The following is a 21,881-nucleotide window of genomic DNA, read 5'->3' on the forward strand; positions in this document are numbered from 1 at the left end:
CGACGTGGACTGGGCCGCGGTGACCGGTGATGAGGGTCGGGCGGTGAAGGTTGGGCTGCCGACGTATGCGTTCCAGCGGCAGCACTACTGGCCGAAGGCCGCTGTGGGGGTGGGGAATCTGCCGTCGGCGGGTGTGCAGGCCGCTGGGCATGCGTTGTTGGCGGCTGCGGTGTGGCTGGCCGAGGGTGATGGGTTGGTGTTGACGGGTCGGTTGTCGCTGGCCACGATGCCGTGGCTGGCCGACCACGCAGTCCACGGCACCGTCCTGCTGCCGGGGACGGCGTTCGTGGACCTGGCGATGCATGCGGCTGATCTGGCCGGGTGTGGGCTCCTGGAGGAGTTGACGCTCCAGGAGCCCCTGGTCCTTCCCTCCTCCGGTGGCGTCCAGTTGCAGGTCCACGTCGGCGACAGTGATGGCGACAGCGGCCGGCGAACGGTGACGGTCTCCTCTCGTGAGGGGGAGGGCGAGTGGGTGCGGAACGCGGTGGGCGTGCTGGCCCCGGCTGACGGTGAGCCTGTCCCGGATCGGCTGTCCGTGTGGCCGCCGGCGGGTGCGGTGGCGGTTCCGGTCGACGACGCCTACGAGAAATTCGCCCAGCGTGGTTACGCCTACGGTCCGGCGTTCCAGGGCCTGCGCCAGGCATGGCGTGCCGGGGACACCATTTACGCCGAGGTCGAGCTGCCGGAGGTTGTCGAAGCTGATGCCTCCGGGTTTGGCCTGCATCCTGCCCTCCTCGACGCTGCCCTGCATGCCCTCATCACTGCCAGCACTGACAAGGGCAATGGCGGGGGGACGGGGTTGCCGTTTGTGTGGTCGGGTGTGCGGCTGCTGGCCGGCGGTGCGCGTCAGTTGCGGGTGGTGCTGGCGCCCGGGGCGGGCGGGGTCTCGGTGACGGCGTTTGACGGTGTTGGTCAGCCGGTGCTGGCGGCGCGGTCGTTGGTGCTGCGGGAGGCGTCGGCTGGTCAGCTCACTGGGGCCGGCCGGCAGGTGCGGCAGTCGCTGTTCACGGTGGACTGGGTTCCGCTGCCGGCGCAGGCTTCGGCGGATGCGGTGCAGTGGGTGCGGCACGGTGGGTCCGAGGTGGCTTCGGTGGTGGTGGCGGTGGTGCCGGCTGCCCCGTCGGGGGTTTCGGCGCCGCAGGCGGCCCACCAGGCTGCTGCGACGGTGTTGGGTTGGGTGCAGGAGTGGCTGGCCGATCCCGAGACCGACAACGCGCGGTTGGTGATCTGGACCAAGGGCGCGGCCACCGGGCAGGACCTGGCGGGCGCGGCGGTAGTCGGTTTGGTGCGTTCGGCGCAGTCGGAGCACCCGGGGCGTGTGCTGCTGGTCGACGTAGACCCGGCCACCGACCTGGACCCGACCCGGGACGCTGACGTGGACACCGTACTGGCCCTGGCCTTGGGTGCTGATGAACCCGAGGTCCGCATCCGCCCCGCTACTACTGACGACGGGACCGTGGCGGTGTTCGGGCGTCGGCTGGTCCGGGCGGGTGCGTCCGGGGATCTGGCGCTTCCCGCTGGTTCGGGCTGGCGAGTGGAAGTGGCGGAGCCGGGTGATCTGGGCAGTGCGGCGGTGGTCGATGCTCCCGAGGCGGGGGCGGTGTTGTTGCCGGGGCAGGTCCGGGTGGGTCTGCGGGCGGCGGGCGTGAACTTCCACGATGTGGTCGCCGGCCTGGGAATGGTTGCCGACGGCCGGGTCATGGGAGGGGAGGGGGCTGGGGTGATCCTGGAGACCGGCCCCGGAGTCATGGACCTGGCGGTGGGGCAGTCGGTGATGGGCCTGGTGCCGGGATGGGGTCGGGTCGGGGTCGTCGACAGTCGACTGCTTGCTGCGGTGCCGCGGGGTTGGTCGTTCCAGCAGGCCGCGTCCGTGCCGGTGGGATTCATGACCGCGTTTTATGCACTGCGGGATCTGGCCCAGGCCCGTCCCGGTCAGCGGGTGCTGATCCATGCCGGTACCGGCGGGGTCGGCACGGCTGCCGTGCAGTTGGCGCAGGAATGGGGGCTTGAGGTCTTCGCCACCGCCAGCCCGGCGAAGCAGGCGGCGTTGCGGGCGATGGGCGTCGACGAAGGCCACATTGCCTCGACGCGCGATCTGGCTTTCTGTGAGCGGTTCTTGGCCGTGACCGGTGGTGCGGGCATGGACGTGGTCGTCAACGCCTTGGCAGGGGAGTTCACGGATGCCTCGTTGCGGTTGTTGCCGCGTGGTGGGCGGTTCGTCGAGATGGGCAAGACCGATATCCGCAACCCCGAGCAGGTCGCCCAGGCATACCCCGGGGTGATCTACCAGGCGTTCGACCTGATGGACGCCGGCGAGCCGCGGATCGCGGAGATGCTCGCTGAGCTCGGGGCGATGTTCGAGGCGGGGATACTGAAGCCGCCGCCGGTGACGTGCTTCGAGCTGTCGCAGGCGGTCGCGGCACTGCGTCATCTGCAGGCTGCCCAGCACATCGGCAAGCTCGTGCTGAACGTCCCCGCCCAGTGGGACCCGCAGGGCACCGTCCTGGTCACGGGTGGGACGGGGACTCTGGGTGGGGAGTTGGCCCGGCACCTGGTCACCGTCCGCGGTATGCGGCATCTGGTGTTGTTGTCGCGGCGTGGCCCGGCGGCACCGGGCGCGGCGCGTCTGGTCGCGGAGCTGGCCGAGCTGGGTGCGGAGGTGCGGGTGGTGGCCGGTGATGCCGCCGACCGTGACGCCCTCGCCTCGGTCCTGGCCAAGATCGCAGTCGAGCGGCCGTTGACGGCGGTGGTGCACGCCGCGGGGGTGATCGATGACGCCACTGTGGAGTCGTTGACGCCGCAGCGGATGGCACCGGTGCTGTCGGCGAAGGTCGACGCGGCCTGGAACCTGCACGAGCTGACCGAGGACGCGGGCTTGGCCGGGTTCGTTCTGTACTCCTCAGCCGCAGCGGTCATGGGCAGCGCGGGACAAGGCAGCTACGCGGCCGCCAACGCGTTCCTGGACGCGCTGGCCGTCTATCGCCGGGAACGTCACCTTGCCGGCCAGTCGCTGGCCTGGGGCCTGTGGGAACAGACCTCGGAGATGACCGAGCAGCTGGAGGGCGCGGGGCGGTCTCGTTTGCGCCGTGGCGGTGTTCAGCCGATGACGACAGTGGAGGGTCTGGCGCTGTTCGAGGCCGCGGTCGCGTGGGGTGCGCCGTTGGCGGTCCCGGCCCGCCTGGACCTGACGGGACAATCACGCCCGGGACGACCGATACTCCCGCTACTGAGCGGTTTGGCGGTCGGAGCGCCCGCTCGCCCCACTGCTGCACTGGCTGCGGCCGGCGGTGGGCTGGCCGAGCGGCTGGCCGGGCTCAGTCCGGCGGACCGGGATCGGGAAGTCCTGCAGGCCGTTCAGGCTGCCACCGCTGTTGTGTTGGGTCATGCCAGCCCGGCTGAGATCGATTCCGAGCGGGCGTTCCGTGACATGGGCATCGACTCACTGACCGCGCTGGAGTTGCGTAACCGGCTCGCGGCCGAGACCGGCCTGAGCCTTCCCGCAACCCTGGCCTTCGACCAGCCGACCCCGGCCGAACTCGCCCGGCACCTGCGAGAAGAAATTTGCCCCGATGCCGATGGGCAGACAGAGCCCACTGAAGCTGCGCTCAGGAAAGTATTGGCATCCGTTCCTATGTCTCGGTTCCGTGACGCAGGCCTCATGGAAGCATTGCTCAAGCTCGCTGGTTTTCCTGATGACGCTCTCGCGCCACGGCAGAGCACCAAAGCCGAGATGATCGATTCTATGGATGCCGAAGGCCTCGTACGTATGGCGTTTGGCAGGGGAAAAGATGACGCGTAGCCATACTGAATGAATGGGGTCGTGATGAGTATATCTGCTGATGAGCTCCTTGAAGCGCTGCGCGTATCTCTGAAAGAGACTGAACGGCTAAGGCAGTATAGTAGTGACCTTGTTTCTGCGTCGCGGGAACCAATTGCGATCGTGGGGATGGGTTGTCGGTTCCCGGGTGGGGTGGAGGATCCGGAGGGTTTCTGGCGGTTGGTTGCGGGGGGCTCTGATGCGATGTCGGGGTTCCCGGTGAACCGTGGCTGGGACGTGGCCGGCCTGCCGGACCCGGATGCCGGTGACGGGGGTGCGGGTTATGCCCGGGTGGGTGGGTTCCTTGATGGTGCGGGTGATTTCGATGCGGAGTTCTTCGGGATCAGTCCGCGCGAGGCGTTGGGGATGGACCCCCAGCAGCGACTGCTCTTGGAGACGTGCTGGGAGGCGCTGGAAGACGCGGGGATTGCCCCGGCTTCGTTGAAAGGGACCGACGCAGGCGTCTACGCCGGCATCATCGCCTCGAGATACCGGGCCGGTGAGCAGGACGGTGCGGGTGGTTTTGGCCTGACGGGGACGACGGCGAGTGTGGCGTCGGGTCGGGTGGCGTATGCGTTGGGGTTGCAGGGGCCGGCGGTTTCGATTGATACGGCGTGTTCGTCGTCGTTGACGGCGATTCACCTGGCGGCGCAGGCGCTGCGGTCCGGTGAGTGTGGGATCGCGTTGGCCGGTGGTGTCACGGTGATGGCTTCGCCTGGGACGTTCGCTGAGTTTGCGCGGCAGCGGGGGTTGGCTGCTGATGGGAGGTGTAAGCCGTTTGCGGAGGCGGCTGACGGCACCGGGTGGGGTGAGGGTGTCGGTGTGCTGGTCCTGGAGCGGTTGTCGGTTGCTCGCGCGCGCGGGCACCGGGTGCTGGCGGTGGTAGCCGGTAGTGCGGTCAACCAGGACGGGGCCAGTAATGGTCTGTCGGCGCCGAACGGTCCCTCGCAGCAGCGGGTGATTCGGGCGGCGTTGGCGAGTGCGGGGTTGCAGCCGGGTGATGTGGATGTGGTGGAGGCGCATGGCACTGGCACTGCGTTGGGTGATCCGATCGAGGCGCAGGCACTGCTGGCCACTTATGGGCAGGATCGTGATCCGGCGCGGCCGTTGTTGCTGGGGTCGGTGAAGTCGAACATCGGTCACACGCAGGCGGCTGCGGGTGTGGCGGGTGTGATCAAGATGGTGCAGGCGATGCGGCACGGGATGCTTCCGCAGACCCTGCACGTCGACGCCCCGTCCTCACACGTCGACTGGTCGGCCGGAGCGGTGGAGCTACTGACGGCGCCGCGTGAGTGGCCGGCGGACTCTGGTCCGCGGCGGGCGGGTGTTTCGGCCTTCGGGATCAGCGGCACCAACGTCCACCTCATCCTAGAACAGGTCCCCGAGGACACCCCTGCCCAGGACAGTCCTGCTGTGGACGTTCCTGCCCAGGATGTCTCTGGCCCGAGTGCCGCCGCTCAGGACCAGCAGGGCGAGCGGGAGGAGGACCTGGGGGCAGGTGCGGTGGTGTGGGTGGTGTCGGCGCGGTCTGATGCGGCGTTGGTGGCGCAGGCGGGTCGGTTGGCGGAGTTTGTGGCGGCGCGTCCGGGGGTGGGGGTCGGGGATGTGGCGTTGTCGTTGGCGGTGACGCGGACGACGGGGTTCGCGCACCGGCTTGCGGTGGTGGGTGGTGACCGTGGCGAGTTGGTGGAGGGCTTGTCTGCGGTTGCTGCGGGGCAGGTGGGGCCTGGTGTGGTGAGCGGGGTGGTGTCTGGGAGTGCGGCTTCTGTGTCGCGGCCGGTGTTTGTGTTTGCGGGGCAGGGTGCGCAGTGGGTGGGGATGGGGGTGCGGTTGTGGGAGGAGGAGCCGGTGTTTGCGGCGGCGATGGAGCGGTGTGAGCGGGTGTTGGAGCCGTTGACGGGTTGGCGGTTGCGTGAGGTGTTGGGGGATGAGGGGTTGTTGTCGCGGGTGGAGGTGGTGCAGCCGGCGTCGTGGGCGGTGATGGTGAGTTTGGCCGCGTTGTGGCGGGCAGCTGGGGTGGAGCCGGTGGCGGTGGCGGGTCACAGTCAGGGGGAGATCGCGGCGGCGTGTGTGGCGGGTGGGTTGTCGTGGGAGGACGGCGCGCGGGTGGTGGCGTTGCGTAGTCGGGCGTTGGCCGGGCATCTGGCGGGCACGGGCGGGATGGTGTCGGTGCCGGCCGGCCTGGCCGAGGTGGGGGAGTGGATTGCCCGCTGGGAAGGGGACTTGTCGATCGCGGCGGTCAACGCTCCCCGCCAGGTCGTGGTCGCCGGCGCCGCCCATGCGTGTGCGGAGTTCGTCGAGGCGTTTGCGGAGCGCGGGGCGCGACGGATCGCGGTCGACTACGCCTCGCATACGTCGCATGTCGAGGCGGTCGAGGACCGGTTGGGCGAGGATCTGGCGGGACTGTCCCCGGTGAGTAGTGCGGTGCCGTTTTATTCGACGCTTGAGGCGCGGGTGGTGGATACCGCCCAACTGAATGGGGGGTATTGGTATCGGAATTTGCGGGAGCCGGTGCGGTTCGGTGAGGTTGTTGCCGCGCTGGCGGCTGAGGGGCATCGGGTGTTTGTGGAGGTCAGTCCGCATCCGGTGTTGGGTATGGCGGTTGCGCAGGCGGGTGAGGGTCTGGTCGCGGCGGCCAGTTTGCAGCGTGGTGATGGCGGCCGGGACCGGTGGCTGACCGCACTGGCGGGCGCCTGGTCGGCGGGCGTGGAGGTGGACTGGGCTGCGGTGAACGGTGGGGAGGGTGGGGCCCGGAGGGTGGCTTTGCCGACGTATGCGTTTCAGCGGCAGCACTATTGGCCGAAGCCGGTGGCCGGTCGTGAGGATGCTTCGTCGGCTGGTCAGCAGCGTTCCGGGCATGCGTTGTTGGCGGCTGCGGTGTGGCTGGCTGAGGGTGATGGGTTGGTGTTGACGGGTCGGTTGTCGCTGGCTGCGATGCCGTGGCTGGCCGACCACGCGGTCCACGGCACGGTGCTGCTGCCGGGGACGGCGTTCGTGGACCTGGCCGTCCACGCCGGCGACCTGGCTGGGTGCGGTGTCCTGGAGGAACTGACGCTCCAGGAGCCCCTAGTCCTTCCCGCTTCCGGTGGCGTGCAGTTGCAGGTCCGTGTCGGTGACGGCGATGGTCCGCGAACGGTCACGGTCTCCTCTCGTGAGGGGGAGGGCGAGTGGGTGCGGCATGCCGTTGGTGTGCTGACGCCGGCCGGCAGTGAGCCGGTCCCCGCCCCGCTGGGTGTCTGGCCTCCGGCGGGTGCGGTGGCGGTCCCGGTCGACGATGCCTACGAGAAGTTCGCCCGGCGCGGTTACGGTTACGGTCCGGCGTTCCAGGGCCTGCGCCAGGCATGGCGTGCCGGGGACACCGTCTACGCCGAAGTCGAACTGCCTCCGGTCATCGACTCCGATGCGGCTGAGTTCGGTCTGCATCCTGCTCTGCTTGATGCCGCTCTGCATGGGCTCCTGGCCGCCAGTGATGGCAGTGGTGGGACGGGGTTGCCGTTTGTGTGGTCGGGGGTGCGGCTGCTGGCGGGCGGTGCCCGCCACCTGCGGGTGGTGCTGGCGCCCGGGTCGGGTGGGGTCTCGGTGGCGGCGTTTGACGGTGTTGGTCAGCCGGTGCTGGCGGCGCGGTCGTTGGTGCTGCGGGAGGCGTCGGCTGGTCAGCTCACCGGTACCGGCCGGCAGGTGCGGCAGTCGCTGTTCACGGTGGACTGGGTTCCGCTGCCGGCGCAGGCTTCGGCGGATGCGGTGCAGTGGGTGCGGCACGGTGGGGCCGAAGTGGCTCCGGTGGTGGTGGCGGTGGCGCCGACCACCCCGTTCGGGATGTCGGAGCCGCAGGCGGCCCACCAGGCTGCTGCGACGGTGTTGGGTTGGGTGCAGGAGTGGCTGGCCGATCCCGAGACGGACAATGCGCGGTTGGTGGTCTGGACCCAGGGCGCGGCTACCGGGCAGGACCTGGCCGGTGCCGCGGTGGTGGGTTTGGTGCGTTCGGCGCAGTCGGAGCATCCGGGGCGTGTGCTGTTGGTCGACGTCGACCCGGCGGCAGGGCTGGACCCTGCCCGGGACGTTGACGTGGACACCGTACTGGCCTTGGCCTTGGGTGCTGATGAGCCTGAGGTCCGCATCCGTCCCGCTACTACTGACGGCGGGACCGTGGCGGTGTTCGGGCGTCGGCTGGTCCGGGCGGGTGCGTCCGGGGATCTGACGCTTCCCGCTGGTTCGGGCTGGCGAGTCGATGTCGCCGAGCCGGGTGATCTGGGCAGTGCGGCGGTGGTCGATGCTCCCGAGGCGGGGGCGGTGTTGTTGCCGGGGCAGGTCCGGGTGGGCCTGCGGGCGGCGGGTGTGAACTTCCGCGATGTGGTTGCCGGCCTGGGAATGGTTGCCGACGGCCGGGTCATGGGCGGGGAGGGGGCTGGGGTCGTGCTGGGGACCGGTCCGGGAGTCACCGGCCTGGCGGTGGGTCAGTCGGTGATGGGTTTGGTGCCAGGGTGGGGCCCGGTCGGGGTCGTCGACAGCCGCCTGGTGACTGCGGTGCCGCGGGGTTGGTCGTTCCAGCAGGCTGCTGCGGCGCCGGTGGGGTTCTTGACGGCGTTTTATGCGTTGCGGGACTTGGCCCAGGCCCGCCCGGGTCAGCGGGTGTTGATCCATGCCGGGACCGGCGGGGTGGGCACGGCTGCGGTGCAGTTGGCCCAGGAATGGGGGCTTGAGGTCTTCGCGACCGCCAGCCCGGCGAAGCAGGCCGCATTGCGGGCAATGGGCGTGGAGGACACCCACATCGCGTCGACGCGGGATCTGGCGTTTTGTGAGCGGTTTCTGGCCGTGACCGGTGGTGCGGGCATGGACGTCGTCGTCAATGCTCTGGCGGGAGAGTTCACGGATGCCTCGTTGCGGTTGCTGCCGCGTGGTGGGCGGTTCGTCGAGATGGGCAAGACCGACATCCGTGATGCCGAGCAGGTTGCTGCGGCCTATCCGGGAGTGGTCTACCAGGCATTCGATCTGATGGATGCCGGTGTGCCGCGGATCGCGGAGATGCTCGCTGAGCTCGGGGTGATGTTCGAGGCGGGGACGCTGACTCCGCCGCCGGTGACGTGTTTCGAGCTGTCGCAGGCGGTCGGGGCATTGCGTCATCTGCAGGCTGCCCGGCACATCGGCAAGGTTGTGCTGAACGTCCCCGCCGCCTGGGACCCGCAGGGCACCGTCCTGGTCACCGGTGGGACGGGGACCCTGGGTGGGGAACTGGCCCGGCACCTGGTCACCGTGCGTGGTATGCGGCGTCTGGTGTTGTTGTCGCGGCGTGGCCCGGCGGCGCCGGGGGTGGCTGGTCTGGTCGCGGAGTTGGCTGAGCTGGGTGCGGAGGTGCGGGTGGTGGCCGGCGATGCCGCCGACCGGGATGCCCTCGCCTCGGTCTTGGCCAAGATCGCGGTGGAGCGTCCGTTGACGGCGGTGGTGCACGCAGCCGGTGTGATCGACGACGCCACCGTGGAGTCGTTGACGCCGCAGCGGATGGTGCCGGTGCTGTCGGCGAAGGCTGATGCGGCGTGGAACCTGCACGAGCTGACCGAGGACGCGGGCTTGGCCGGGTTCGTGTTGTACTCCTCGGCCGCGGCGGTCATGGGCAGCGCGGGGCAAGGCAGCTACGCCGCGGCGAACGCGTTCCTGGACGCCCTGGCGGTCCAGCGCCGGGAACGTCACCTTGCCGGTCAGTCGCTGGCGTGGGGCCTGTGGGAACAGACCTCGGAGATGACCGAGCAGCTGGAGGGCGCGGGCCTGTCCCGCCTGCGGCGTGGCGGCATCGAGCCGATGACGACCGTCCAGGGTCTGGCGCTGTTCGAGGCCGCTACCGCGTGGGGCGCGCCGTTGGCGGTCCCGACCCGCCTCGACCTGACGGGACAATCACGCCCGGGACGACCGATACCCCCGCTGCTGCGTGGCTTGGCTGCTGGTGATGTATCCGGCCGCCCGGCGGCAGCCGTGGCCGCGGACGCGGGTGCCATTGACTTGGCGGCCCGGTTGGCCGTGCTCTCTCCCGTCGAGCGTGAGCAGGAAGTCCTGCAGATTGTTCGGGCCGCCGCGGCGGTTGTCCTGGGCCATGCCCGACCCGAGGACATCGATCCCCAGCGGGCCTTCCGCGAGATGGGCATCGACTCGCTGACCGCGCTGGAGCTCCGCAACCGGCTCGCGGCCGAGACCGGCCTGAGCCTGCCCGCCACCCTGGCCTTCGACTACCCCGTCCCACTGGAACTCGCCCGGCACCTGGTCGCCGAGGCCTGCGGGGTCGACGGGGCTGACAGGGCTGACGGGGTCGTTGGGGAGAACGCTGTGCCGACGCCGCGGGCCGGCACGGATGAGCCGGTGGCGATTGTCGGGATGGGTTGTCGGTTCCCGGGTGGGGTGGAGGATCCGGAAGGTTTCTGGCGGTTGGTTGCGGGAGGGACCGATGCGATGTCGGGGTTCCCGGCGAACCGCGGCTGGGACGTGGCCGGCCTGCCGGACCCGGATGCCGGTGACGGGGATGCGGGTTACGCCCGGGTGGGCGGTTTCCTGGACGGTGCGGGTGATTTCGATGCGGAGTTCTTCGGGATCAGTCCGCGTGAGGCGTTGGGGATGGATCCGCAGCAGCGGGTGCTGCTGGAGACGTGTTGGGAGGCGTTGGAGGACGCGGGGATTGCTCCGGGTTCGCTGAAAGGGACCGACACAGGCGTCTACGCCGGCATCATCACCTCCGGCTACCGCGTCGGGGAGCAGGACGGTGCGGGCGGTTACGGGCTGACGGGGACGACGGCGAGTGTGGCGTCGGGTCGGGTGGCGTATGCGCTGGGGTTGCAGGGGCCCGCGGTTTCGATTGATACGGCGTGTTCGTCGTCGTTGACGGCGATTCATCTGGCGGCGCAGGCGTTGCGGTCGGGTGAGTGTGGGATCGCGTTGGCCGGTGGTGTCACGGTGATGGCTTCGCCTGGGACGTTCGCGGAGTTTGCGCGGCAGCGGGGATTGGCCAGCGATGGGCGGTGTAAGCCGTTCGCGGAGGCAGCTGACGGCACCGGGTGGGGTGAGGGTGTCGGTGTGGTGGTGTTGGAGCGGTTGTCGGACGCTCGCGCGCGTGGGCATCGGGTGCTGGCGGTGGTGGCCGGTAGCGCGATCAACCAGGATGGGGCGAGCAATGGTCTGTCGGCGCCGAACGGTCCCTCCCAGCAGCGGGTGATCCGGGCCGCGTTGGCCAGTGCGGGCTTGAAGGCCGGTGACGTTGACGTGGTGGAGGCGCACGGCACTGGTACGGCGTTGGGTGATCCGATCGAGGCACAGGCACTGCTGGCGACGTATGGGCAGGGTCGGCCGGAGGGCCGGCCGTTGTTGCTGGGGTCGGTGAAGTCGAACATCGGTCACACCCAGGCGGCTGCCGGTGTCGCGGGTGTGATCAAGATGGTGCAGGCGATGAGCCACGGAATACTGCCGCAGACCCTGCACGTCGACGCCCCGTCCTCCCACGTCGACTGGTCGGCCGGAGCAGTCGAGCTACTGACCGCGCCTCGCGAGTGGCCGGCGGGTTCTGGTCCGCGGCGTGCGGGTGTGTCGGCCTTCGGGATCAGCGGCACCAACGTCCACCTCATCCTCGAACAGCCCGCGCAGCAGGCCCCTGTCCTGGACGTATCTGCCGACGACGGACAGGCCCTGGAGGGGGAGGGGCCCGTCTCGGAGCCGGAGCCGGAGCCGGAGCCGGAGCCGGAGCCAGGGCCGGGGCCGGAGTCCGGTGGTCCGGTGGCGTGGGTGATGTCGGCACGGTCCGATGCGGCGTTGGCTGCACAGGCGGGTCGGCTGGCGGAGTTCGTCGACGCTCGCCCGGAGGTCGTGGCCAGGGATGTGGCGTTCTCCCTGGCCATGACGCGGACAACGGCGTTCCCCCAACGACTTGCGGTGGTCGGCCGGGACCGTGGCCAGTTGCTGGAGGCCCTGTCTGCGGCTGCCGTGAGGCGAGAAGAGCCCGGTGTGGTGACCGGGACCGCCGGCGACGGCCGGGTCGCGATGGTGTTCTCGGGGCAGGGCAGTCAGCGGGGCGGGATGGGTCTGGGGCTGCGGGCGGCGTACCCGGTGTTCGCGGACGCGTTCGACGAGGTGTGCGCCCATATGGACGGGCTGCTGCCCCGCCCGCTGCGGGAGGTGATCGCGGCTGGCGGAGAGACCCTGGACCAGACGTTGTACGCGCAGACGGGCCTGTTCGCGGTGCAGGTGGCCCTGTTCCGGTTGTGGTCGTCGTGGGGCGTGGCGCCGCAGTGGGTAGCGGGGCATTCAGTCGGCGAGCTGGCAGCCGCGCATGTGGCCGGGGTGTGGGACCTGGCCGACGCGTGCGCGGTGGTGGAGGCACGGGGCCGACTGATGCAGCAGCTGCCCGCGGGCGGGGCGATGGCTGCGATGGACGCCTCGCGCGAGCAGGTCGCGGAGCTGGTCGCGGGACGTGCCGACGTGGCAGTTGCGGCGGTGAACGGTCCGCGGCAGACGGTGATTTCCGGCGACGCGCCTGCGGTCGACGAGCTGTCCCGGGCCTGGCGAGAGGCCGGCGGGCGGGCCCGCCGGCTGCGGGTCAGTCACGCGTTCCACTCGCCGCAGATGGACCCGATGCTGGAGGAGTTCGGGCGGGTCCTCGACGGGGTGGCGTTCAGCGCGCCCCGGGTACCGCTGGTGACGGGGACCCCGGGCGCGGACGTGACCAACCCGGCCTACTGGGTGGCGCACGTGCGGGACACAGTCCGTTACCACGACGCGATCGAGTCGCTGCGCGCCCAGGGCGCCGGGGTCTTCGCCGAGCTGGGCCCGGTGGGCTCACTGTCGGCGATGGCCGTCCCGGACACCGGGACCTGGGTCCCGGTGCTGCGCGCCGACCACGACGAGCCTGAGGCTGCGCTGCTCGCGCTGGCCGGCGCCTACGTTGCTGGCACCGATGTGGACTGGGCTGCCGTGAACGGTGGGGAGGGCGTGGCCCGGAGGGTGGCCTTGCCGACGTATGCGTTCCAGCGTCAGCGCTACTGGCCGAAGCCGGTCGCCGGAGCGGGGAATCTGCCGTCGGCGGGGGTCCAGGCCGCGAAGCACCCGTTGTTGGCGGCTGCGGTGTGGCTGTCTGATGGTGATGGGTTGGTGTTGACGGGTCGGTTGTCGCTGGCTGCGATGCCGTGGCTGGCCGACCATGCGGTCCACGGCACGGTGCTGCTGCCCGGCACCGCGTTCGTGGACCTGGCGGTCCATGCAGGCGACCTTGCCGGGTGTGGTGTGCTGGAGGAACTGACGCTCCAGGAGCCGCTGGTCCTGCCGGGTGCTGGTGGGATGCAGTTGCAGGTCCGTGTCGGCGACAGTGACGGCGGCAGTGGCCGGCGAACGGTGACGGTCTCCTCTCGTGAGGGGGAGGGCGAGTGGGTGCGGAACGCCGTCGGTGTGTTGGCCCCGGCTGACGGTGAGCCTGTCCCGGATCGGCTGTCCGTGTGGCCTCCGGCGGGTGCGGTGTCGGTTCCGGTCGACGATGCCTACGAGAGGCTGACTCGGCGGGGTTATCAGTATGGGCCGGTGTTCCAGGGGCTGCGGCAGGTGTGGAGGGCCGGGGACACGGTCTATGCCGAGGTGGAGCTGCCGGAGGGTGTCGAAGCTGACGTTGCCGGGTTCGGTCTGCATCCTGCCCTCCTCGACGCTGCCCTGCATGCCCTCATCACTGCCAGCACTGACAAGGGCAATGGTGGGGGGACGGGGTTGCCGTTCGTGTGGTCAGGGGTGCGGCTGCTGGCGGGCGGTGCGCGTCAGTTGCGGGTGGTGCTGGCGCCCGGGTCGGGCGGGGTCTCGGTGACGGCGTTTGACGGTGTCGGTCAGCCGGTGCTGACGGCCCGGTCGTTGGTGCTGCGGGAGGCGTCGGTTGGTCAGCTCACTGGGGCCGGTGGGCAGGTGCGGCAGTCGTTGTTCACGGTGGACTGGGTTCCGCTGCCTGCCCCGCAGGACTCTGACACCGCTGCGGTGCAGTGGGTGCGGCATGGTGAGTCGGTCGGGGCCGAGGCGGCTCCGGTGGTGGTGGCGGTGGTGCCGGCTGCCCCGTCGGGGGTTCCGGTACCGGAGGTGGCTCAGTTGGCTGCTGCGACGGTGTTGGGTTGGGTGCAGGAGTGGCTGGCCGATCCCGAGACCGACAACGTGCGGTTGGTGATCTGGACCCAGGGCGCGGCCACCGGGCAGGACCTGGCGGGCGCGGCGGTAGTCGGTTTGGTGCGCTCGGCGCAGTCGGAGCACCCGGGGCGTGTGCTGCTGGTCGACGTAGACGCGACGGCCGACCTGGACCCGACCCGTGACGCTGACGTGGACACCGTACTGGCCCTGGCCTTGGGCGCTGATGAACCCGAGGTCCGCATCAGCTCTGGGGATGGGACTGTGGTGGTGTTCGGGCGTCGGCTGGTCCGGGCGGGTGTGTCGGGTGAGTTGGTGTTGCCTGGTGGTTCGGGTTGGCGGGTGGAGGTGGCGGAGCCGGGTGACTTGGGCAGTGCTGCTGTGATCGATGCTCCCGAAGCAGGTGTGGCGTTGTTGCCGGGGCAGGTGCGGGTGGGTTTGCGGGCGGCGGGTGTGAACTTCCGCGATGTGGTTGCCGGTCTGGGAATGGTTGGGGACGGCCGGATGCTGGGAGGGGAAGGCGCTGGCGTGGTCCTGGAGACCGGTCCCGGAGTCACCGGCCGGGTGGTGGGTGAGTCGGTGATGGGTTTGGTGCCGGGGTGGGGGCCGGTGGGGGTGGTGGACAGTCGGCTGGTGGCTGCGGTGCCGCGGGGGTGGTCGTTCCAGGAGGCTGCTGCGGTGCCGGTGGGGTTCTTGACCGCGTTTTATGCGTTGCGGGATCTGGCTCAGGTCCGTCCCGGTCAGCGGGTGTTGATCCATGCCGGTACCGGCGGGGTGGGCACGGCTGCGGTGCAGTTGGCTCAGGAATGGGGTTTGGAGGTCTTCGCGACTGCGAGTCCGGCCAAGCAAGTCGCGTTGCGGGCGATGGGGATCGATGAGAGCCACATTGCCTCGACGCGTGATCTGGCGTTTGGTGAGCGGTTCTTGGCCGTGACCGGTGGTGCGGGCATGGACGTGGTCGTCAATGCTCTGGCGGGGGAGTTCACGGACGCGTCGTTGCGGTTGTTGCCGCGTGGTGGGCGGTTCGTCGAGATGGGCAAGACCGATATCCGTGATGCCGAGCAGGTCGCCCAGACATACCCGGGAGTGGTCTACCAGGCATTCGACCTGATGGACGCCGGCGAGCCGCGGATCGCGGAGATGTTCGCCGAGTTGGGAGTGATGTTCGAGGCCGGGATACTGAAGCCGCCGCCGGTGACGTGCTTCGAGCTGTCGCAGGCCGTGGCGGCGCTGCGTCATCTGCAGGCCGCCCGGCACATCGGCAAGGTCGTGCTGAACGTCCCCGCCGCCTGGGACCCGCAGGGCACCGTCCTGGTCACCGGTGGCACGGGGACGTTGGGTGGGGAGTTGGCCCGGCACCTGGTCACCGTCCGCGGCGTGCGGCGTCTGGTGTTGTTGTCGCGGCGGGGTCCGGCGGCGCCGGGGGTGGCTGGTCTGGTTGCGGAGTTGGCTGAGCTGGGTGCGGAGGTGCGGGTGGTGGCCGGCGATGCCGCCGACCGTGGGGCTTTGGCGTCCGTGCTGGCCAAGATTGCGGTCGAGCGTCCGTTGACGGCGGTGGTGCACGCCGCGGGTGTGATCGACGACGCGACGGTGGAGTCGTTGACGCCGCAGCGGATGGCGACCGTCCTGTCGGCGAAGGTTGACGCGGCCTGGAACCTGCACGAGCTGACCGAGCACGCGGGACTGGCCGGGTTCGTGCTGTACTCCTCGGACGCGGCGGTCATGGGCAGCGCGGGACAAGGCAGTTACGCCGCCGCCAACGCGTTCCTGGACGCCCTGGCGGTCCACCGCCGGGAACGGCACCTGGCCGGTCAGTCGCTGGCGTGGGGCCTGTGGGAACAGACCTCGGAGATGACCGAGCAACTGGAGGGCGCGGGCTTGTCCCGTCTGCGCCGCGGCGGCATCGAGCCGATGACGACGGAGCAGGGCCTAGCGCTGTTCGACGCCGCCGTCGCGTGGGGCGCGCCGTTGGCGGTCCCGGCCCACCTCGACCTGACGGGGCTGTCTCGTGGAGGTCGGCCGGTGCCCGCACTGCTGCGGAGTCTGGCCGGAGGCGCTTTCGCCCGCCCGACCGCATCCGTGGCCGCGGATGCGGATGGCCTGGCAGCCCGGTTGGCCGCGCTCAGTCCGGCGGACCGGGAGCAGGAACTCCTGCGGACTGTCCAGGCCGCCACCGCTGTCGTGCTGGGCCATGCCCGACCCGGGGACATCGATCCTCAGCGGGCTTTCCGTGACATGGGCATCGACTCACTGACCGCGCTGGAGCTCCGCAACCGGCTCGCGAGCGAAACCGGCCTCACCCTCCCCGCCACCCTGGCCTTCGACCAGCCGACACCGGCCGAACTCGCCCGCTACCTGTACGTGGAGATCGCTCCGGACGAAGTTTCGGAACCACCCGTTTTCATGCAGCTCACCCAGCTCGAATCGATTCTTTCCGAAGTGCCGGCGGACAGCGAAATTCGCGCCAATATTACGGCTCGGTTGCGGGTGGTGGTATCGAAATGGATGCGAGGCCAGGAGCCGGCGGCGGAGAACACCGCGGCGCAGAAACTTGAGTCGGCGTCGGCTGATGAGGTCTTCGACTTCATCGCCAAGGAGCTGGGAGTGTCCTGATCCGATGTGAGGGATGACGTAGTGCGAGAAAATCCTCAGCTACCTGAAGAACGTACCCGCCCAATTGCATGAGACCAACGCACCCCTGCGGAAGCTAGGGTGATGCGCCGGAAACGGCGGGTCTGAGTCCGTAGGAAGACTCATGGCGTCTCGGGGCCCTCGTGCTGTCGAAGCTGGGCTGTCCGTCGAGGAGCGTGCGGAGTTGGCGCGCTGGGCGGACGGCGCGGCTCCGGCAGCGGCGGGTTTGGCCGTTCCAGGGCGAGCATCGGCATCCAGGCGAGGTCCGCATAGCGCCAGGGCCAGGGCCCAGGCCGGGATCCGTCCGCCGCAGGCCAGTTCGGCGAAGGCATCCATCAGGGCGACGCGGTCGAGAGGCTTGCCCTTGAGTCCGTATATGCGTCGGCGGCGCGGGACATGGTGGTCGCCGCCCGTCACAGCGGACAACAACCACCATGGCCGCGCTTCAGCGCCTCTGCTCGGATGCGCCGACGGCTACTCCGTCAGGGACAGGGTCCGGCTCGGGCAGGTCTCGACGGCGGACCGGGCCCTCTGCAGGGCCTCGTCGTCCGCCGGGGTGTCCTGGAGGACGATGACCGTGCCGTCCTCCTCGCTCTGATCGAACGCGTCGGGGTCGGTCATCACGCACTGGCCCGCTCCGACGCACCGGTCGGGATGCGCCACGATCTTGGTCATGCCAACTCCTCCCATGTCACGGGTACCTTGTGGATGCCGTAGTAGAGGGCATCGCCCTTGTAGGGCAGCTCGTCCGCGGGCATGGCCAGCCGCAGCGTCGGAATCCGGCGGAAGAGCGTGTCGAAGACGATCTGCAGTTCCATCCGGGCCAGGTTCTGTCCGATGCACTGGTGGATGCCGAAGCCGAAGGCGACGTGGTTGCGGGCTCCCCGGTCGAGCTTGATCTCGTCCGCCTCGTCGAAGGCGGACGGGTCGTGGTTCGCCGCGTTGCTCAGCGCCAGGACGGGGTCGCCGGCCCGGATAGTCACGCCGCCGATCTCCACGTCCTCGACGGCGACACGGGAGTTGCCGAACTCGACGACGGTGAATATCCGCAGCAACTCCTCGATCGCGGGCAGGGTACGCGCCGGGTCCTCGCGCAGCGCCGCCAGATCCGCCGGGCGCTCCAACAGGGCCACCACGCCGAGGGAGATCATGCCGGCGGTGGTCTCGTGCCCGGCGACCAGCAGCGAGAAAGCCAGTGGCAGGACGTCCTCGGGGTCGTTGCCCTGGGCGAGCTGACGGCCCAGCAGGTCGTCGGTCGGCTCGGCGGCCTTCTTGGAGATCAGATCCCTGAGGTAGTCGCGCAGCTCCAGGCGCGCCTGCTTCCTGTCCTCGGCGGTGAGGGAGCGGCTCACCATCGTCGAAGTGCGGGCCTGGAAGAAGTCGTGGTCCTCGTAGGGCACGCCGAGCTGCTCGCAGATGACCAGGGACGGCACCGACAGGGAGAGGGCCTGTACGAGGTCGGCGGGGCGCGGCCCGGCCAGCATCGCGTCGATGTGCTCGTCGACGATCTCCTGGATGCGCGGGCGCAGGTCGGACATACGACGCACGGTGAACTCGCCGACCACGGCCCTGCGAGCGGGACCGTGCTCAGGCGGGTCCAACTGGCTGATCGATCGGCGCATGGTGTTGGCGCGCAACTCGCGGGTGAACCGGGGGAAGTTCGGATCCCGGCGGTTGACGCTGAAGCGGGGGTCCGTGAGCATGGCCCGGATGTGCTCGAGCCGGCTCAGAGCCCAGGCGACCTGGCCGCTGGGCAGGGTGACCTGGGATATCCCGGAACCGGTGTCCCGGATACGGGCGTGCTCCTCCGGGGGCGCGTACGCGCAGCGCCGGGTGGTCTGCAGGGCGGGAGCGGTCAACGAAAAGCCTCCATCGCTCAAGATCGAATCCAAGCGGACTGAACGGGTTATCGGTGGCGAGTGGCACCGCCTTGCTCGGCCGTTGCGAGCGCCGGCGGCCTTGGCCCACTTGCTGGTGGAGATGACGCCGAGTGCGAGCGCGGCGCGTCCGCAGCCTCCGGGACGGGCCCGGGGGCGGCGTGGCTGGACGCCAGATCGCGCGGGAGAGGACCGAAGGGCAGCAGCGCCAGCCCGAGTGGGAAGATCCCCCGGCGGCCGAAGCGGTCGGCCACGGAGCCGGACAGCAGCAGGCAGGCCATGGCCACGGAGTAGGTGGAGACCTTCCCATGCCGGCTGCCGACAGCGACGTGGCGGTCCCTGCTTATCGACGGAAACGCCACGTTGACGATGATGAGTTCGCTATCGGTCACGCCCACGCCGAAACAGCAGATCGCCGGCATCAGCCGGTGGTGAACGGGGCGTGATGGGCCGGTCATCGCGGCGCCGACCCCGGGGTGCTTACTGCACTCATGGCGGATCCTTGAACAGATTCGACAGAGTCCCCAGCGAAACGGAGAAGGTTTTCACATCACTTTACAGAGACCCCATCACTTTACGCAAGGATGCTCGAATGACTGACCATCAGCCTCCCAAAAAAAGGAGCTGCCCCGGCCCGCAACCGCCGGCGGATCCTCGACTCGGCACGCGCCGATTTCGCAGTCACCGGAACCGAGACGACCATGAGTGGGATCGCCCGGAGATCCGGGGTCGGCCCGGCAACCACGTAGCGCAACCCGGCAATCTTTGACCGCAACCTCGCGATCCGCCACGAACTGCTGGACGCCCGCCTGTCGACGGGATCGGCGGCGCGCAACAGCCCTCACGGCGCCGCGCCTCACGCCCTCATGACGGTCGGCAGGGGCCCGGGTCGGGTCGTCGGGCTGGGGCGGGGTGGTGGGGTTGGTGGTGGCGTAGCGGTGCCGGTCCTGTCGGGTGGTCAGGGGTCAGGGCGGTTGGGCCGCATCGTTGTTGCCGGTGCCGGCTGGTGTGCTGCCCGCACCCTGCGGGTTCGGGTTCGCCGTTTGCTGGCTTCCTTGTGTGGGTTGTAGGGCCCGATTCGGGTGGTAGGGGCGGGGTTGAAGTCCTCGTGGGGTGTGTCGTGGAGATCGTCGTTGGTGTCGTTCTGGCTGTGCTGCGCCGTCTTGTTGGTGGTGGGGTCTGTGTCGTGTGCGGGTGTGTGGTGGTGGGGAGGGGGGATGTGGTGGTGTGGGCCGGGAGGGGTTGCTCGGTTTTGGTGGTGTGGCTGGTGTGGGCGCGCGGCGTATGGGTTGGTTGAGGGTGTCGGCGAGGTCGGTTTCGTGGTGCTCGGTGTTGCCGTGGGGGGCGTGCGGGGTGGGGGTTGTGATGTGTTGCCGGGTGTGGTCGTTGAGGGGCTGGTGGAGGTGGTGGTGGGTTCAGGGGATTTCGGCGGGGTCGTGGTCGGGTAGGTGGTTCCAGGTCTGGTGGGGGGTCAGGGTCTTCTTCGGCATGAGTGGGTGGTGTAGGCCTTCGTGGGGCGGTGGTGGTGGTGCTTCAGCCATTCGTGGAGGAGGTCTTGGAGTGGGGGGACGCTGTAGTAGGTGTCCTTCTCGGTGTCGGGGTTGCGGTGGGTGGCGTCGGATCCGGTGTGGCCGGGCAGGTGCGGGCACAGCAGGTCGTTGATCGAGCCGAAGGTCCGTTCCACCACGGCCTTGGCCTGCGGCCGCAGCGGCGGGGCGGGCTGGAGGCTGATGCCGGGGGTCTCGCAGGCGGCGGTGAACGCGGTGGAGAGGAAGACTTTGCCGCGGTCGACGACTATCGTCTCGGGTAGGACGACGGGCCTGGCGGCCGCGCCGGCCAGGCGCTGCTTAAGCGGGGCCGGTTGCTCGTGGGGGGGAGGGGGCGTGGTCCATGCGCAGGATGTCGGGCCAGGTGGGGTGGGCGGGGTGGGGGACGGCTATCTCTGCCGGTAGCAGGGCGGCGTTGACGGTCTTGGTCGCGCTCGGGGACAGTACGGCGGCGAGGATGGCGCGGGTGGCGGCGTGGGCGGCGATGGTGAGTTCGGGCCGTGCGAGCGGCGCGTCGTCGAAGGGGGCGAGGACGTCCAGGCGGGTGGTGTCGATCTGGAGGTGCTCGCCGGGCCGAAGCGCTCTGGCGGGGGTGAAGGCCCGGTCCTCGAAGCTTGCGGGCGCCTGCGGGACGGGCCCGGAGGGCAGTTCGCCGGGCTGGGTGGGGGCGGTGACCGGGCGGTACAGGGTGGCGTGCGACGGGGCGGGCACGGTGCCGGGGCCGTGCCGGTCTCGAAGGATCTGGTTGATCAGCGCGGACAGGCCGTTGATGGGGCTCTTGGAGCGGCCGCGGTGGCGGCGCAGTGCCTCGCGGACGGCGGCGATGACCCGTTCGTCTGCCGGCCCGGTCGGGTTCGCGGCGCGGGTGGTGTGGTGGTCCAGCAGTCCTCGCATGCCGTGCTTGCGGTAGGCCAGGCGCATGCGCTGCACTGTGGTGCGCGGCACTTTCCCGAACCCGAGCGCGGTCAGCTCCTCGGCCTTGGCCTGCTCCCTTTTCGTCAGCGTGTGCTGCTTCGGGTCGTACTGCGGCTGTACCGTTCCTTGGCTGTCGGGTCCGCCGGGCAGGCCGCATTCGACTTCCCGCACGTGCTGCTGCCAGGCCGGCGTCTTCTCGCGTGCTGCGGCGGGGGCGGTCTCGAACAGCCCCCGCTGCGGTGCGGCCTGGGGCGCCTCGGCCCCGATGGTGGTGAAGCCGGGGTCGGTGAACAGGTGCCCGGCGGGCACGACCTGGCTGCCGCCGTCCGGGCCGATGAGGTGGATGTTCTGCCCGGACAGGGCGACCGCCTGCCGTTGCACGCCACGGAGCCGGACGTGAGTGCCGACCTTCGCAGCAGGCCGGGCATGGCGCTGCACGCTCACCGGGCACCTCCTGTCTCGGATCCGCTCCAGTCTTGCGGGCCGACGAGGACCGGTTCGTGCAGCGGCGTGCCCAGGCGGGCCGTCAGCCGACCGTGCCACAGGGCGTGGAAGACGCAAGGCAGGACCTCGGTCGGGTCGCCGACTGCTTCGACGGCTTCGATGAGCGGTTGTGGCGCGGCGAATGCCTCGGGCACGGCGGCCATCAGGTCGGTGTGACCGCGGTTGCGGGGGTGGCGGTGGTCGGCCGGCTATTTCGGGTTGGCGGCCAAGGCGTCGTCGAGCGGGGTCAGGCGCTGGTAGGTCCGGCCGATGTGCGCGCAGGCTTCCGTGACGGCTTGGGCGGTGTGCAGGGCGCGTTGGCCGCCGGCGTCGGGGTGGCTGGGGCGGTCGGCGAGTAGCGCGGTGCCGTCGGCGTACCGGGCGAACAGCTGCGGCATCCAGGACCGCATCTGCCCGCGGGGATCACGCCACAGCAGCCGCACCGGCCGCCCCGCTAGGCCCGTCACGTGCCGGTCGCGGTCCAGCACCTTC

The 21,881-nt window shown here is 70.0% G+C and carries 7 protein-coding genes and 2 pseudogenes; 2 read left to right on the forward strand and 7 right to left on the reverse strand.

The genetic code is table 11. The features are described from left to right. Positions 1 to 19 precede the first annotated feature (19 nt). Together AC3ERT_RS35265 and AC3ERT_RS35270 are read left to right on the forward strand one after the other, a co-directional pair. On the forward strand, positions 20 to 3,799 hold the full coding sequence (locus tag AC3ERT_RS35265; protein ID WP_435179130.1) for an SDR family NAD(P)-dependent oxidoreductase: 3,780 nt from the start codon (positions 20 to 22) through the stop codon (positions 3,797 to 3,799). A gap of 171 nt (positions 3,800 to 3,970) precedes the next feature. Further along, complete coding sequence (locus AC3ERT_RS35270) at positions 3,971 to 16,549, forward strand: type I polyketide synthase (protein ID WP_488180756.1); 12,579 nt, start codon at positions 3,971 to 3,973, stop codon at positions 16,547 to 16,549. Positions 16,550 to 17,041: 492 nt separating this feature from the next. Here the strand turns inward: AC3ERT_RS35270 and AC3ERT_RS35275 are convergent, their stop codons facing one another. The 7 genes and pseudogenes from AC3ERT_RS35275 to AC3ERT_RS35305 all read right to left on the reverse strand — a co-directional run. Continuing rightward, the gene (locus AC3ERT_RS35275) at positions 17,042 to 17,242 is read right to left on the reverse strand and encodes a ferredoxin (protein WP_435138078.1); all 201 of its coding nucleotides are present in this window, start codon (positions 17,240 to 17,242) and stop codon (positions 17,042 to 17,044) included. After that, positions 17,239 to 18,426, reverse strand: a complete 1,188-nt coding sequence (locus AC3ERT_RS35280; protein WP_435179134.1) for a cytochrome P450 — start codon at positions 18,424 to 18,426, stop codon at positions 17,239 to 17,241. The genes AC3ERT_RS35275 and AC3ERT_RS35280 overlap by 4 nt, the downstream gene beginning before the upstream one ends. A 1,489-nt stretch (positions 18,427 to 19,915) precedes the next feature. Then, on the reverse strand, positions 19,916 to 20,131 hold the full coding sequence (locus AC3ERT_RS35285; RefSeq protein ID WP_435179136.1) for a hypothetical protein: 216 nt from the start codon (positions 20,129 to 20,131) through the stop codon (positions 19,916 to 19,918). A 3-nt stretch (positions 20,132 to 20,134) separates the two neighbouring features. Then, a pseudogene (locus tag AC3ERT_RS35290) lies at positions 20,135 to 20,284 on the reverse strand (hypothetical protein); the annotation flags it as partial. Positions 20,285 to 20,291: 7 nt separating this feature from the next. Then, a complete protein-coding gene (locus tag AC3ERT_RS35295; protein WP_435179138.1) occupies positions 20,292 to 21,350 on the reverse strand; it encodes a hypothetical protein in 1,059 nt (352 codons plus the stop codon). Continuing rightward, a complete protein-coding gene (locus tag AC3ERT_RS35300; RefSeq protein WP_435179139.1) occupies positions 21,347 to 21,553 on the reverse strand; it encodes a hypothetical protein in 207 nt (68 codons plus the stop codon). Before AC3ERT_RS35300 ends, AC3ERT_RS35295 begins: the two co-directional genes overlap by 4 nt. Positions 21,554 to 21,598: 45 nt before the next feature. After that, positions 21,599 to 21,881: pseudogene (locus AC3ERT_RS35305) on the reverse strand (TnsA-like heteromeric transposase endonuclease subunit); the annotation flags it as partial.

It is taken from the genome of Actinacidiphila sp. bgisy145, assembly GCF_057708125.1.

Coding starts and splice junctions, on each gene's coding strand:
- AC3ERT_RS35275 (WP_435138078.1), bottom strand. CDS start 17,242: ATGACCAAGATCGTGGCGCATCCCGACCGGTGCGTCGGAGCGGGCCAG.
- AC3ERT_RS35300 (WP_435179139.1), bottom strand. CDS start 21,553: ATGGCCGCCGTGCCCGAGGCATTCGCCGCGCCACAACCGCTCATCGAA.